This window comes from Actinoplanes rectilineatus (genome assembly GCF_000962825.1).
Classification (GTDB): domain Bacteria; phylum Actinomycetota; class Actinomycetes; order Mycobacteriales; family Micromonosporaceae; genus Actinoplanes; species Actinoplanes rectilineatus.
The window spans coordinates 1-14,913 of the sequence record NZ_JZKF01000107.1 but is presented as its reverse complement, the minus strand read 5'-3'; the positions used below and the strand labels follow the sequence as shown (position 1 = coordinate 14,913).

Genomic DNA, 14,913 nt, shown 5'->3' with positions numbered 1-14,913 from the left:
TCGCAACGGATCTGTTGACGGATGTTACAAGACTGTCAATGAATACGGGGTGAACGATGGTCGATCTATCCGGCTGGTGATCGCGCACAACGGCCACCGCGGGTTTTGGCGGTGAGCGACTATCGCAGGCACCGGCGCGCTTGTTCTCCTTTGTTCCCATCCGAGCACCGGGAGGGCGCATGGAAGAGGCGGCATCGTCCGGGATCACCCGGCGAACGGCATTGACCGTGGCGGGCGGTGTGGCCGCCGGCGCGGTCATCGCGAAAGCCGCACCGGCCTACGCGGCCACCGACGCCGACGCGATCGTCGTCGGGCACGGACTCGCCGGACTGGTCGCCACGTCGGAACTGGTCGCGGCCGGCCGCAAGGTCCTGCTGCTCGACCAGGAACCGGAGGCGAGCCTCGGCGGGCAGGCGTTCTGGTCGTTCGGCGGACTGTTCTTCGTCGACTCGGTCGAGCAGCGGCTGATGGGCGTGCAGGACTCGTTCGACCTGGCGTGGCAGGACTGGCTCGGCACCGCCGGCTTCGACCGCGGCGTCGACGACCCCACCGGCCAGGACCACTGGGCCGCCAAGTGGGCGCGGGCCTACGTCGAGTTCGCCGCCGGCGAGAAGCGCTCGTGGCTGGCCGGCCTGGGCATGCAGTGGTTCCCGGCGGTCGGCTGGGCGGAACGCGGTGGTGGCCTGGCCGACGGGCACGGCAACTCGGTGCCCCGCTTCCACGTCACCTGGGGCACCGGGCCGGCCGTGATGGAACCGTTCGAGAAGAAGGTCCGGGCCGGTGTGGCAGCCGGCAAGGTGGTGTTCAAGTTCCGCCACCGGGTCGACGGACTGGTGACCACCAACGGCGCGGTCACCGGCGTGCGCGGCGCCGTTCTGGAACCGTCGACGGCAGCCCGCGGAGAACCCAGCTCGCGCACGGTGACCGGCGACTTCCAGCTGAACGCCCCGATCGTCATCGTGACCTCCGGTGGCATCGGCGCCAACCACGACCTGATCCGCCGCAACTGGCCGGCCCGCCTCGGCAAGGCCCCGGCCGCCATGATCACCGGCGTTCCGGCGCACGTCGACGGCCGGATGCTGGCGATCAGCGAAGCGGCCGGCGCCCGGATCGTCAACCCGGACCGGATGTGGCACTACACCGAGGGCCTGCGCAACTGGGACCCGATCTGGCCCGGCCACGGCATCCGCATCCTGCCCGGCCCGTCCTCGATGTGGTTCGACGCCACCGGGAGACGGCTGTCCGCACCGGACTGGCCCGGATACGACACGCTGCACACCCTCGGCACCATCACCGGCAGCGGATACGACTACTCCTGGTTCGTGGCCACCCAGGAGATCGTCGACAAGGAGTTCGCACTCTCCGGCTCGGAACAGAACCCCGACCTGACGAACAAGGACATCTGGCTGCTGCTGTCCCGGATCTGGCAGACCCCCGAACCGATCCGCAAGTTCCAGCAGTACGGTGCCGACTTCGTCAAGGCGAACACGCTTCCCGAACTGGTCACCGGGATGAACCGGGTGGCCGGCTCCAACCTGATCAAGCTGGAGTCCCTGAAGGCGCAGATCGAGGCCCGGGACCGGGAGATCACCAACAACTTCAGCAAGGACGCCCAGGTGATGGGGATCCGCAACGCGCTGACCTACCTGGGCGACCAGATCAGCCGCACCGCGTCGGCCCACCGCATCCTGGACACGGCCAAGGGCCCGCTGGTGGCGGTGAAACTGAACATCCTGACCCGCAAGACGCTGGGCGGGCTGCAGACCAACCTGCAGGGACAGGTCATGGACGCGGCCGGCAAGGCGATCCCCGGCCTGTACGCGGCCGGCGAGGTGGCCGGCTTCGGCGGCGGGGGAGTGCACGGGTACCGCTCGCTGGAGGGCACCTTCCTCGGCGGCTGCCTCTTCTCCGGACGCCAGGCGGGCCGGGCCGCGGCCGCCGCCCTCTGATCGGTGGAACAGGCCGCTGTCGTGGGTGACGACGGCGGCCCGGGTGCGGTCGTGCACACGCAGACGAGATTCGGGAGAACCGCCACAGCCCTCCTCGGTACCGCGAATAGGTGGTTTCTACCTACGCGGAGAGCGCCGTGGGCCGGGGATGCTCAATCACGTCAAACGGTCCGGCGCGGCACCGCGCGGATCAGCGCGACCGCAGCCCGTCACCCGCAGCTCAAGGAGAATCAGCCATGTCTGTTCCTCGTATCTCCCGCCGGATCGCCGTCGCGGGCGCCGTCCTGGCCGCCACGGTGGGGGCGGGCGCTGTCGTGAGCACCGCCGCCTCGGCGGCTGACACGTCGACCGCCAAGCACGCGAGCAGCGGTGCGCACCACCAGCAGGTGCCGGCCGTGGCCTCGGCGTGGGCGGCCGCCTGGAACGGCAGCGACCCCCAGCGGCTGGCGCGGCTCTTCACCAAGGACGCCACGTACACCGACAACGCCATCGGGTTCACCGCCACCGGGAAGGCCGAGATCGCCGGCTGGAAGGAGCGTACGGATCTGCTCATCTCGGATGTGCGCATCGAGGTGAAGCAGGCGTTCCGTAGCGGCGACCGGGTCGCGATCGAAGCGGTCTACTCGGGGAAGCTCTTCGGGGCGCCCAAGCCGTTCGCGGTGCCCACCACGACCATTCTGGAACTCCGCGGTGGGCTCATCGCCAGCGACACGGACTACTACAACCTGGCCGCGGTGCTCGCCCAGTCTGGTCTGCCCGCGGACTGGACGCCGCCGCAGCCCTCCTGAATTCACGTCTTCGCCCCCGTGGATCGATGAGGTGGCCGTCCGGCTTCGCTCGGCGGCCACCTTTCGCGATCTTGACATCGATGTACGGCCTGACTACCTTCCCTCAGTTATGGTGCCTAACTCAAGTTAGGAACCATAACTTCGGCCCGTATTCGGGTCGCAACGAGAGGTCGGTGTCATGCGACTGGTCGCCCGTCAGTCCGAGTCGGTCGAGCTCCGTCGGATCACGGAGGCCGGCTCACGCGGTGACGGAGCGGCTGTCCTGCTGCTCGGCGAAGCGGGGATCGGGAAGTCAGCCCTGATCGAGGCTGCGATGGGGTCGGTGCGGGAATGGCTGGTCCTCCGCGCCGGTGGCACGGAGTTCGAGAGCGACCTGCCATACGCGGCGTTGCATCAGCTCTGCGCGCCGGTCCTGGAACGGCGTCACGACCTTCCCGATCCCCAGCGGCTCGCCGTCGAGACGGTCTTCGGGCTCGGCGCCGGGCCCGCGCCGAGCCCGCTGCTGGTCGGCCTGGCCGTGCTGGGCCTTCTCAGCGTCGCGGCACGTGACCAGCCGGTGTGCTGCGTGCTCGACGACGTCCAATGGATGGACCAAGGCTCGCGGAACGCGTTGTCCTTCATCGCGCGCCGGATCGGTGCCGAGCGCGTCGTGCTGTTGTTCGCCGCGCGGGAGGCCGCGTCGGTGCCCGAACTCGGCTCCCTCACCCACCTCACGGTCGGTCCTCTGAACAACGGCGAGGCCCACGACCTGCTCAGGTCGATGAACCTGTCCGGCCTGGACGAGGTGGTCCTCGACCGGGTCCTCGCCGAAGCCGCCGGCAATCCGTTGGCGCTGCTGGAGTTCGCCCGGTACGCGGGATCGATGGGACTGCCGGGGACGGACGTACGACCCGGTTCCACCGTCGTGCACGCCCTGGAGGACCGGTTCATCCGCCGCTTCCGGCAGCTGCCCCCGGAGGCACAGGCCATCGTCGTGCTCGCCTCGGCGGAGCCGCTCGGCGACCTCGGCCTGCTGCGCCGGGCGGCGGTGATCCGGGGACTGCGGACGTCCGCGCTGGAACGCGCCGAGGACGAAGGGCTCGTCGTGCTCGGGCCCCGGGTCCATTTCCGGCATCCGCTGGTGCGGTCGGCCGTCTACCGGTCGGTCACCCCGGGCCTACGGCGTCAGGCGCACGCGGCCCTGGCGAAGGCGACCGATATGAGCATCGATCCGGACCGCCGGGCCTGGCATCGGGCCAACGCGGTCGCCGAGAGTGACGAGGAGGTCGCCCTCGAACTGGAGCAGTCCGCCGACCGGGCTCAGCGCCGCGGCGGCCTCGTCGCCGCGGCCGCGTTCCTGGAACGGGCCGGACGGCTGACCCCCGAGCCGTCCGGCCAGGCTCGCCGGCTGATCGAGGGCGCCCGGCTCCGGCTGCGAGCGGGCGCACCGGCCGAGGCCGGGCGCCTGGTGGACGAGGTCGAGCGGCGGACCCTCGAAGCGCCGGAACGCGCGGCCGTACGCCTGCTGCGGGCCCTGATCGACTTTCATATCACGCGCAGCCCGCAGGCGGCGGCCGCGCTCGCCGACGCCGCCGCCGACCTCGGCACCGACCAGGCCCGGGAGACCTATCTCGAGGCGTTCGCGTCGTTCATGTTCAACGACAACGTCCCCGGCCGGCTCCGTGAACTCGCCGTTCGCATCCGGGAGCAGGCACCACGCCGGGAGCCGGCCCGGCCGGTCGATCTCCTCCTCGACGCCCTCGTCGACCAGATCCTGCTACCCGTCCAGGATGCGGTCCCGGCGATGATCCGTGCGGTGGCCGCGGTCCGTGAACAGGCGAGGACCTCGACCGCGAACCCGTGGTGGATGGAACTCGTCTGCCAGTTGTGCCTGGATCTGTGTGACGACGAGTCGATGACCGAGATCGCCGACCGGCAGGTCCAGCTCGCCCGCGGACAGGGTGCTTTCGCGATCCTGCCGCAGGCACTGCGCTACCAGACGATCGCCCGGACAGCGGTCGGCCGGTTCGACGACGCGGCCGCCTGCCTGGGCGAGGCCCGGGCGATCGACGAGGCAGCCGGCACGGTCAGCCTCGCCGGCGCGGAGCTGCTGCTCACCGCGTGGAGCGGCGACGCCGACCGGTACCGCGGACTGGGCGAGATGCTGCGCAGCCGGGTCGGCACCTTCGAGTTCACCGCCGAGTACTACGCCACCGCGGTCCTGCGTAACGGGCTCGGCGACTACCAGGCGGCACTCGACGCCGCCCTGGCCGCACAACACCGGCAGCAGCAGGGCTCGTACATCATCTGGGGTACGCAGCTGGAACTGGTCGAGGCCGCCGCGCGATCGGGACAGCCGGACCAGGCCGACCTGGCCGTACGCTGGCTGGCGGCACTGGCTCGGGCGAACCCGTCCCCGTGGGCGGTCGGGGGCGACCTGAGTGCCCAGGCCCTCGTCACGACCGGACCGGAAGCGGAGAAGCTGTACCGCGGTGCCGTCGATCAGTTCGCCCGGACCGAGTTGCGAGCCTTCTACGCGCGCAGCCGTCTCGTCTACGGCGAATGGCTGCGCCGGGCCGGCCGTCGTGCCGAGGCGCGCGTCGAGCTCCGGGCGGCCCACGAACTGCTGTCGGCGATCGGTGCACGGGCCTTCGCCGAACGGGCGGCCCGCGAACTCCTCGCGACCGGGGAACATCCACGACGTGCCGGTGCCGACCCCCTCAGCTCCCTGACCGACCAGGAGGTCCTCATCGCCGGCAAGGTTTCCGCCGGCGCGACGTCGAAGGAGGTCGCCGCCACGCTGTTCCTCAGCCCCCGGACGATCGACGCGCACCTGCGCAACATCTACCGCAAGCTCAACATCTCCTCACGCCGTCAGCTCCGTGAGCTGCCCCTGCGACCACCTACCACGCCGACTACGTAATTCTTGCTGACGCGACGCGCTCCTCCTCCGGCGCAGGATCAGCACAGCAGATGACCCGCGGACGAAGAGGAGCAATCGTGATTACTGAAGTGGAACTGCCGGGGGCCGTCGAGCCGGAGGGCCTGGCTCTGCGCACCCGGCCGACACCGCCGGCCGGCCGCGGGCAGGCCCTGATCCGGATGGAGGCGAGCGGCGTCTCGTTCGCGGAACAGCAGATGCGCCGCGGCAAGTACTACGACCAGCCGCCGTATCCCTTCGTCCCCGGCTATGACGTCGTCGGCGTGGTGGAGAGCGTCGGCGACGACACCGGCGACGGCTCCGCCCTGGTCGGACGCCGGGTCGCCGCCCTGACGAAGATAGGTGGCTGGGCCGACCGTCTCGTGCTGCCGGTCGCCGACCTCGTTCCGGTGCCGGACGGGCTCAGCGCGGCCGAGGCGGAGGCCGTCATCGTCAACGGCGTCACCGCACGCCGCATGCTCGCCCGCACGAAAGCAACGCGGGGCGACACGGTTGTCGTGCTGGGCGCCAACGGTGGGGTCGCCTCCCTGCTGGTCCAGATGGCCCGCGTCCTCGGCATCCAGGTGCTGGGGGTCGTGTCGGCACGGCACTTCCCCTACGTACGGGAACTCGGCGCCACCCCGGTCGACCGCCACGGTGACGTCGGCGCGCAGGTCGCGCAGCTCGCACCGAACGGTGTCGCGGCCGTCTTCGACCACGTGGGTGGCCCCGGAATCCGGGACTCGTGGGCGATGCTCGCGCACGGCGGGGTTCTGGTCTCCTACGGTTCGGCCTCGACCCGCGACGACGCCGGTAACCCACGGCTGCCGGTTCTCGGCCTGATCGCCCAGCTCATGCTCTGGACCGCGCTGCCGAACGGACGGTCGGCGACGTTCTTCGACCTCTGGGCCGGCCGCCGGACGAACCCGGACCGGACCGCTACCGTGCCGAGCTGCGGGCCGACCTGGAAGCGGTCTTCCAGCAGCTCGCCGCCGGCGAGATCACCGCCCGGATCGCCCGGGCGTTTCCGCTCTCGCAGGTCGCCGAAGCGCTCCGATTCGCCGAGTCCGGTGCCGCGGCGGGCAAGGTGGTCCTGGTCCCCGACTCCCTCTGACCGGCAGCGGGTACCGCGTAGAGCATCACCACCGGCTCGAAGTCCAGGCGTCGCACCCGTCGCCCGTGACGGCCGACACAGAAGGCGGGAACTTTTCGGCGGGCACCGGCGACCAACCAGCAACCCCCACCGGTGCCCGAACGAGGAGCCCATGTCCACCATCGCCGATCCCGCCACGACCGACGTCCCGTCACCGCCGGCCGGACCCGCTCGTCCCCGCACCAGCTTCGGCCCTCTGCTGCTGCGCCTGCACTTCTACGCCGGCATCCTGGTCGCACCGTTCATCCTGATCGCGGCCGGCACCGGCTTCCTGTTCACCCTGGTGCCCACTCTGGACAAGATCGTCTACAGCTCCGAGCTGACGGTCTCCTCGGTGGGGGACGCGACCCTGCCGGTGGCCGAGCAGATCGCCGCGGCGCGCGCCACGCATCCCGACGGAGACCTCCTGGGGGTACGCGTGAGCGAAGGTACCGCCACCACCCAGGTCGACTTCTCCTCCCCGGGGCTCGACGAAGCGGCCGAACTGGCGCACACCGTCTACGTCGACCCGTACACCGGTGCGGTCACCGGCCAACTCACCACCTGGTGGGGTGCGACCCCGCTGAACACCTGGCTGGACCAGTTCCACCGGGACCTGCACCTCGGCTCGACCGGCACGCTCTACTCGGAGTTCGCCGCCAGCTGGCTGTGGATCCTCGCCCTCGGCGGCGTGGCCCTGTGGTGGCGGCGCAACAAGGCGAAGCGCACCGCCCGCCGCCTGCTCGCCCCGGATCTGGCCGCGAAGAAGGGCGTCCGCCGCACCCGCAGCTGGCACGGCGCTCTCGGCCTGTGGGTGGCGCTCGGCATGCTGATCCTCTCGGCCACCGGCCTGACCTGGTCCGACCGGGCCGGCGCCAACTTCTCGGCGGTCCTCGACGAGGTGAAGGGCAACCGTCCCTACGTCACCACCAGCATCGACGCCGCCCCGGCCGCCGGCCACCACGGCGGTGCGGCCGTCACCGCCCCGGTCGACCCGTCCGCCGTCGACACGGTCCTGGCCGGTGCGCGTGACGCCGGACTCGACGGCCCCCTGGCGGTCACCCCGCCAGCCGACGCCGCCAGTGCCTGGACCGTCACCCAGAACGACAGCCTCTGGCCGGTGCGCCTGGACAGCGTCGCCGTCGACGCGAGCGGCACGGTCGTCGACCGGGTCGACTTCGCCGACTGGCCGTTCCTCGCCAAACTCACCAGCTGGGGCGTCAACGCCCACATGGGCCTGCTGTTCGGCATCGCCAACCAGATCGTCCTCGCCGCCCTCGCCCTCGGCCTGGTCACCCTGATCGTCTGGGGTTACCGCATGTGGTGGCAGCGCCGCCCCACCCGCGCCGACCGTCGCGCCCCGGTGGGTGCTCCGCCGGTCGGCCCCGGCGCCTGGCAGGCGCTGCCCACCTGGGCCATCGTCGTCGGCGGCCCACTGATCTTCGGCCTCGGATGGGCCCTGCCGCTGTTCGGCATCCCCCTCGCCGCCTTCCTCGCCATCGACCTGATCACCAGCGAGGTGCGCCGCCGCAGGAGGCCGCAGATTCCGGTGTCCCCGGCTCCAGCGGGCAGCTGACCGGTTCAGATCAGATATCGAAGGTCGCCCGGCCGCTGAACACGTTTCGTGGTCCGGGTGCGAAGCCCGCCCGCGTGGTGACTTCAGGCGCCCAGGCCGCCCGAAATCACCACACCCCCAGGGGTGTGGTGATTTGGGGCGTGCAGCGCGCCCGTATTCACCACACCGCCACGGGTGTGGTGATTTGGGGCGTGCAGCGCGCCCGTATTCACCACACCGCCACGGGTGTGGTGATTTGGGGCGTCCAGCGCGCCTGAAATCACCACGTGGACGGGCTTCGCACGCTGGCCACGAAACGTGGCTAGTTCTGCGGGGGAGCGTCGGCCGGCCCGGAACCCCAGGTGAGGCTCGGTGTCGCGGACCGGGTGTAGACGAGCGAACCTCCGGTCCGTACCACCGTCGCCGGAAGCCAGGCCTTGGTCCGGGGCCTGCCGTCCAGGCGCAGGTCCCGCACGTACGGGCCGTTGCCGGGGGCGTCGATGGTCAGCGACCGGCCACCGGCCAGGTGGACGACGGCGCGGGGGAACAGCGGCGTGGTCAGCGCCAGTTCGGCACGGGTCGGGACGGTCGGGTACAGGCCCAGGGCGGAGAAGACGTACCAGGCGCTCATCGTCCCGGCGTCGTCGTTGCCGGGGATGCCGCCGGTGCCGTCACCCCACTTGCCGTCGAGGATCGCGCGGACCGTCTCCTGTGTCTTGTACGCCTGCCCGAAGTAGTTGTACAGGTACGGCGTCTGAATGTCCGGCTCGTTGGTCGCGTCGAACCGCGTGCTGCTCGTGGCGCTCAGGTCGAACGACCCGTCGGCCTTGCGGAAGAAGGCGTCCAGCCGTTCGGCCGCCTTCGCGGTGCCGCCCATCGCATCGGCCAGCCCGAGCACGTCGGAGTAGACCATCCAGGTGTACTGGGCGCTGCTGCCCTCGACGAAACCGGTGCCGGTGGACGGGCTGAAGCCGGGCGCCCAGGTCCCGTCGGCGTACCGGTCCCGCATCCAGCCGGTGTACGGCCCGTCCGGCGGTGCCGGGGTCGCCACCGCCGGGTCGGCCAGCTCCAGCTCGCCGAGCTGCACGATCGGCTCGCCACCGTTGGCCGTCACGTTCAGGCGGTAGTAGAGGTACGGCTTCGGGTCGGCCACCGGGTACTCGAGGGTCTGCCCCCGCTGGGTGAAGGCCTGCCCGTTCTGCGCGTCGACGACCTCCCACGTGACGCCGTCGGCGCTGCCCAGCAGTTCCCAGCTGCGCGGGTCACGGCCGGGGACGTCGTTGGCTGACGTCAGCGCGTACCCCGTGATGGTGTGTGGCTCTTGAAGTTGCGCCTGGATCCAGCCGGTGGTGGCGAAGGTGAGCCTCTTGGTGCCCTTGTCGCCGTCGAAGGCCTGGGCCTTGCCCTCGGAGGGGGCGTTCTCGCCGCTCGCGGTGATCGTGGCGATCTTCTCGCGGACGTTGTGGGCCAGGCCGGGATCCGCCACGGCGGCCGGGTCGAACACGTTGCGCCAGTTGTGCGATCGGTCCAGGAAGAGCCGCTCGTTCGCGTCGTCGCCGAGAGCCTTGGCCAGCCGGGACAGACCGTAGTCGGCGGCCGCGTCCTCCAGGGTCTCGGCCGCGCCACCCCAGCAGTGGCAGTCGTCGGCCGGGACGTAACCCAGTTCCAGGTACTTGTCGAGGGCGGGACGCTGCCCGACGCACTCGACGTTGCAGCCGGCGTCGCTGGAGTCGTTCGCGGTGGGGACGGTCGCGGCGCGTACCAGAGAATCGAAGGCACCGCGGACGTCGAAGTTCCGGGCGCCGAAGGCGTGGATGGCCGCGACGGCGGCTGCCGACGGGTCACCGGACATGACGGCGGTCTTGCCGTGCTGCAGCAGCCAGCGGTCCCATTCGCCGTCGCGCTGACCGGCATAGTTGTAGAGCGACTGGGCGAAATCCCCGGCCATGACCGGGTCCAGCATGGTCAGCAACTGCACCTGCGCGCGATAGACGTCCCAGCCGGAGAACGTGCCGTACTGCGCCTTCTGGCCGGCGCTCAGGGTGTGTACGGTGTCGTCGGCACCCATGTACCGGCCGGTGACGTCGCTGGTCAGCGTCGGTTCGAGCTGTGCGTGGTACAGCGCGGTGTAGAACGTGCGGCGTTGCGCCTCGGTGCCGCCGCCGATCGCGATCCTTCTCAGTCGCTCGGTCCAGGCCTTCCGGGCGGCGACCGCGATCGTGTCGAAACTGCGGTTGCCGTTCTCCTTCGCCAGGTTGGCGCGGGCGCCGTCCAGGCTGACGTACGAGATCGCGACGCGCATCCCGACGCTGGTCGTGCCGGGTGCGAACGTCACGTACCCGCCGGAGCCCTTGCCCGCGACGGGCCGTCCGGTGGCGCTGTATCCGCTACCGCCGCTCGCGTCGGTGCCGCCCGGGGTGAGCACGCTGTCCTGCCAGGTGCCGGTCGTCGCGAACGGCTGGTCGAGGACGGCGACGAAGTGCAGCGTGTAGTACGCGTGACTGTTGTTCGTGCTCTGCGGCCCGCAGAAGTTGCCGGCGCTGACCGACCCGGTCACCGTGCGGGTGGCAGGGTCGAGGTGCACCGTCGCGTCCTCGCTGCCGGTCTCCGACATCGAGGTCCGGAACAGCAGGCTGGCCGTCTGCTCCGCGGGGAAGGTGAACCGTCCGGAGCCGGTCCGCGGTGTCACGGTCAGTTCGGCGCCCGCGCCGCTGTCCAGGCCGACGGCGTAGTAGCCCGGCCGGGCGGCCTCGTCGGCGTGCGCGAACGTGCTGGCGTACACGGCGTCGGTGGCGTCCGCGGTGGGTGACGTGGTGATGTCGCCGACCTGCGGCATGACCGGGATGTCACCGTTGGCGCCGGAGCAGCCGACGCCGCTGAGGTGGGTGAGGCTGAAGCCGCGGATCCGGGTGGCGGTGTACTGGTAGCCGCCCGGGGCCGGGGTGGAGATCTGGGTGCCGCGGGAGGTCTGCGGGCTCCAGGCCAGCATGCCGAACGGGGTGACCGCTCCCGGGTACGTGTTGCCGAGGTTCGTCGTGCCGATGAACGGGTCGACGTACCCGGCCGGGTCGTCGACGAGTGGCAGTGCGGCGCCGTGAGCTGCGGCGGCGCCGATCGTGACGGTGAGGGCGGTGCCCAGGGCCACGGCGACAGTACGGAGTCCGAACACGCATCCCCCAGTAGCGACATCGATGCCGGTCACTTACTGGAAACAACCTTGTTCGATCTTCTTCGATGTGTCAATCATGAGTGTGACGAACGCCACTGGTTGCCGACTGTTGTGATCGACATGGGGGCGGGGTGGTCGAGGTGGTGATCGCATGATCACTTGCTGTTCCCGCCCCAGGTGAGGTCGTCGGGTGCTGCCGGCGCGGGGCGGTTCGTTGGTGAGACAGTGATGACGACCGATTTGACCGCGGGCGAGAGAATCCGACCGATGAACACCGATAAGCCCACCCCAGCAGCCGAGAGCGGCACGTCCGGAACCGATGAGCCGGCCGAGCCCACGGTCCTGTTGCCGGCCGCTCCGACGGCGGGCTCCGAGCCGACAGTCGATCTGTCCGCGGCGTCCTCGTCGGAGGCCGGCTCGGAGGCGGGGGAATCGGAACCCACCGTCAATCTGACGGCGTCGGCCGAGCCCGAGCCGCCGGCCGCTCCTTCGGCGGAGAAGGTGCCCGAGCAGCCGGCCGCTCCTTCGGAGGAGGAGGTGCCGGAGCCGACCGTCGTGCTGCCCTCGCCCCGGCCCGCGCCGGACTCGGAGCCCACGGTCGCCCTGACGCCCCGGCCCGAGGCTGAGGCGGAGCCCACGGTCGCGATGGCGGTCCCTGCCGAGGCGGAGCCGACGGTAGCCATGGCGATCCCTGCCGAGGTGGAGGCGGAGCCCACGGTTGCGATGGCGATTCCCGCCAAGGTGGAGGCGGAGCCGACGGTGGCCATGCCGATTCCGCCCAGCGTCGAGGCGGAGCCGACGGTTGCGATGGCGATTCCGCCCAAGGTGGAGGCCGAACCTACGGTCGCGCTGCCGAAGCCGCGGCCGGCGCCTCCGGTGGAGTCGGACGAGCCGACCGTCGCCATGCCCGCCCCGCCCAAGCCGGAGCGGCTGTTCACCGTGCCGAAGCAGCGGTCCGTCACGACCGTGGCGCCGCCGCCGGCCGAACCGACGATCGCTCTTCCGGCGCCGCCGAAGACGCCGGTCCCCGTACCCCCGCAGGCGAAGCCCCTCACCCGCCGGCGCCTCCTCTGGGCCATCCCGGCGGTGGCCGGCACCGCCCTGGTCGGCGGCACGATCGCCGCCCTGGCGGGCCGGGACGAGCCGCGGGCCTCCGCCCCCAACCTGACCGTCAGTGAACCCCCGCCGCCGCCGTCGCAGAGCCCCACCCCGGTGCCGACCACGCCCCGGCCGACGACGCCGGTGATGAAGGTTCCGGTGCACACCCTCGCGGACTTCCGCAGGATGGTGCCGGGTGACCCGTTTCCCACCGACGCGATCGCCCTGACCATCGACGACGGCCCGCACCCGGAGTGGACCCCGCCGATCCTGCGCCTGCTGGAGAAACACGGCGTCCCGGCGCTGTTCTGCATGATCGGCAACCAGGTGCTGGGTCACGAGTCCACCGCCCGTGACGTGGTCAACGACGGTCACCACGTCGCGAACCACACCTGGAGCCACCCGCTCAACGTGGCCGAACTGTCGTCCCGCAAGGCGATCAAGGAGCTGCACCGGGCACAGGACAAGATCTACAGCACCACCGATTTCGCGCCGAGTCTGTTCCGTGCGCCCGGCGGCGCCTGGTCCGACGGGCTGTCGAAATCGGTCTCGCAGGCCGGCATGATCCCGATGGACTGGACCACCGACCCGCGCGACTGGTCCCGCCCCGGCGTCGGAAAGATCGTCAAGCGTCTGCTCGCCTCCGAGCCCGGCCAGATTTTGCTCTGCCACGACGGCGGCGGCGACCGCTCGCAGACGCTGGCGGCCCTGAAGACGGTCATCCCTGCGCTCCAGGCGAAGGGGCTGAAGTTCGTCGCCCTGGCCTGACCGTTCCCGGTCAACCCTTGCGGAACAGCCCCCGCGGCGCGGGAGAATGCCGGGATGAGCGAACACGCCACAGTGGACACCACGGTTCCGCATTCGGCCCGGATCTGGAACTACTGGCTCGGCGGCACGGACAACTTCGCGGTCGACAGGGCCGCCGGCGACGAGGTGATCGCCCACATCCCGGACATCCCGATCGGGGCGCGGTCCGAGCGGGTGTTCCTCAAGCGGGTGGTCCGGTTCCTCGTCGAGGACGCCGGCATCCGCCAGTTCCTCGACGTCGGCACCGGGCTGCCCTCCGCGGACAACACCCACGAGGTCGCGCAGTCCCTGGACCCGGCGTGCCGGGTGCTCTACGTCGACAACGACCCGCTCGTCATGGTGCACGCGCGGGCGCTGCTGTCCGGCACGCCGGAGGGTGTCTGCGACTACGTCGAGGCCGACCTGCGGGAGCCGGAGACGATCCTCGCGGCCGCCCGCAAGACCCTCGACCTCACCCAGCCGGTCGCGCTCATGCTGCTCGGCGTCGTCAACCACCTGATGGACGACGACGTGGCGTACGCTGCCGTCGCCCGGCTGGTGCAGGCCCTGCCCGCGGGCAGCCACCTGGTGCTCACCCACTCCACCGCGGAGATCCACGGCGAGCCGATGCTGCGGGTGATGCGGGAGACCACCGAGCGCGGCGGCACCCCGATCCGCGCCCGGACGAAGGCCGAACTCGAACGCTTCTTCGACGGCCTGGACCTGCTGGAGCCCGGCGTGGTGACGTGTTCGCGCTGGCGGCCCGACCCGGACTCCGACGAGCCGGAGGTCTACCTGTTCGGCGGCGTCGGCCGCATCGGCTGAGCGGCGCCCTGCCGGTATCGTGAGCTGTTCGGCGACGCTTCCGGTGCAGGCTGCGGGGACGGAATCTGATGGCACGCAGGCGTACCCAAGTAATGATCTTGACGTTGATTCTTGCCGTTGCGGGATGTGCCGAGGCCGGAACCCCGGCGGAGCGGGCCACTAGCGTGAGCGCGGCACCGATCCGGACCGACCGGGAACCGATCGTCAAGCGGTTCCCGGCGCTCGGTGATTTCACCGAGGTGCACTGGCTGGCGGCGACACCCGGCGGTGACAGCCGGGTGCCCGGGCCGACCGACACGACCATCCAGGCGGTGATGGTGCTGCAGCCACAGACGGCGGAGGCGGCGGCCGGAGGTTACGAGTGGGAGCCGGCCGAGGAGGGCTGGGACGCGGCGCTCGACGCCGGGCTGCGCGAGTATCTGCCGGACGGTGCCTCCTGGCAGACCAGTGAGCAGTGGGCCGAGGAGGTACGGACCCCGCAGTACCACGGTCTGGTCCACCTGGACCCGGCCAGCGGCACCGTTGTCCTCTCCGTGACCGACTCCTGAGCCGCCTCGGTCGGTATCGTGACGGGGTCATACGGGCGGCTGGACGGTGACCTTCGTGCCGTAGTCGTGCAGCTTCATGGTGGCCCGCACCCGGGCGGTCCGGGTCCGGCCGGTTTCGCTGCCCTGGATGTCGGCCTTGATCTCGGCCGGGCGGCCGTCGTCGT

Annotated in this window: 8 protein-coding genes; 7 read left to right on the top strand and 1 reads right to left on the bottom strand. The window is 70.9% G+C overall.

All coding sequences use genetic code 11. The features are described from left to right. Window positions 1-179: 179 nt before the first annotated feature. From WH85_RS41225 to WH85_RS52570, 4 genes are all read left to right on the top strand, one after another. A complete protein-coding gene (locus tag WH85_RS41225; RefSeq protein ID WP_045747615.1) occupies window positions 180-1,949 on the top strand; it encodes an FAD-binding dehydrogenase in 1,770 nt (589 codons plus the stop codon). A gap of 236 nt (window positions 1,950-2,185) precedes the next feature. Further along, window positions 2,186-2,737 carry a nuclear transport factor 2 family protein gene (locus tag WH85_RS41220; RefSeq protein ID WP_083449656.1) on the top strand — a complete coding sequence of 184 codons (552 nt, stop codon included), beginning with the start codon at window positions 2,186-2,188 and terminating at the stop codon, window positions 2,735-2,737. 178 nt (window positions 2,738-2,915) lie between these two features. After that, a complete protein-coding gene (locus WH85_RS41215; protein ID WP_045747614.1) occupies window positions 2,916-5,639 on the top strand; it encodes a helix-turn-helix transcriptional regulator in 2,724 nt (907 codons plus the stop codon). 77 nt (window positions 5,640-5,716) lie between these two features. Further along, complete coding sequence (locus WH85_RS52570; protein WP_211275605.1) at window positions 5,717-8,344, top strand: PepSY domain-containing protein; 2,628 nt, start codon at window positions 5,717-5,719, stop codon at window positions 8,342-8,344. A gap of 301 nt (window positions 8,345-8,645) precedes the next feature. Here WH85_RS52570 and WH85_RS41205 read toward each other — a convergent pair whose 3' ends face one another. Next, window positions 8,646-11,492: a GH92 family glycosyl hydrolase gene (locus WH85_RS41205; protein WP_052721178.1), complete on the bottom strand. Its 2,847-nt coding sequence runs from the start codon at window positions 11,490-11,492 to the stop codon at window positions 8,646-8,648. Between the two features lie 267 nt (window positions 11,493-11,759). Between WH85_RS41205 and WH85_RS49520 the strand changes: the two genes are divergently transcribed. The 3 genes from WH85_RS49520 (at window position 11,760) to WH85_RS41190 (ending at window position 14,749) form a co-directional block, all read left to right on the top strand. After that, window positions 11,760-13,358 carry a polysaccharide deacetylase family protein gene (locus WH85_RS49520; RefSeq protein ID WP_052721177.1) on the top strand — a complete coding sequence of 533 codons (1,599 nt, stop codon included), beginning with the start codon at window positions 11,760-11,762 and terminating at the stop codon, window positions 13,356-13,358. 54 nt (window positions 13,359-13,412) lie between these two features. Beyond that, on the top strand, window positions 13,413-14,201 hold the full coding sequence (locus tag WH85_RS41195; RefSeq protein ID WP_045747613.1) for an SAM-dependent methyltransferase: 789 nt from the start codon (window positions 13,413-13,415) through the stop codon (window positions 14,199-14,201). Between the two features lie 164 nt (window positions 14,202-14,365). Then, window positions 14,366-14,749, top strand: coding sequence for a hypothetical protein (locus WH85_RS41190; RefSeq protein WP_245674317.1), 384 nt, complete (start codon window positions 14,366-14,368; stop codon window positions 14,747-14,749). Window positions 14,750-14,913 lie beyond the last annotated feature (164 nt).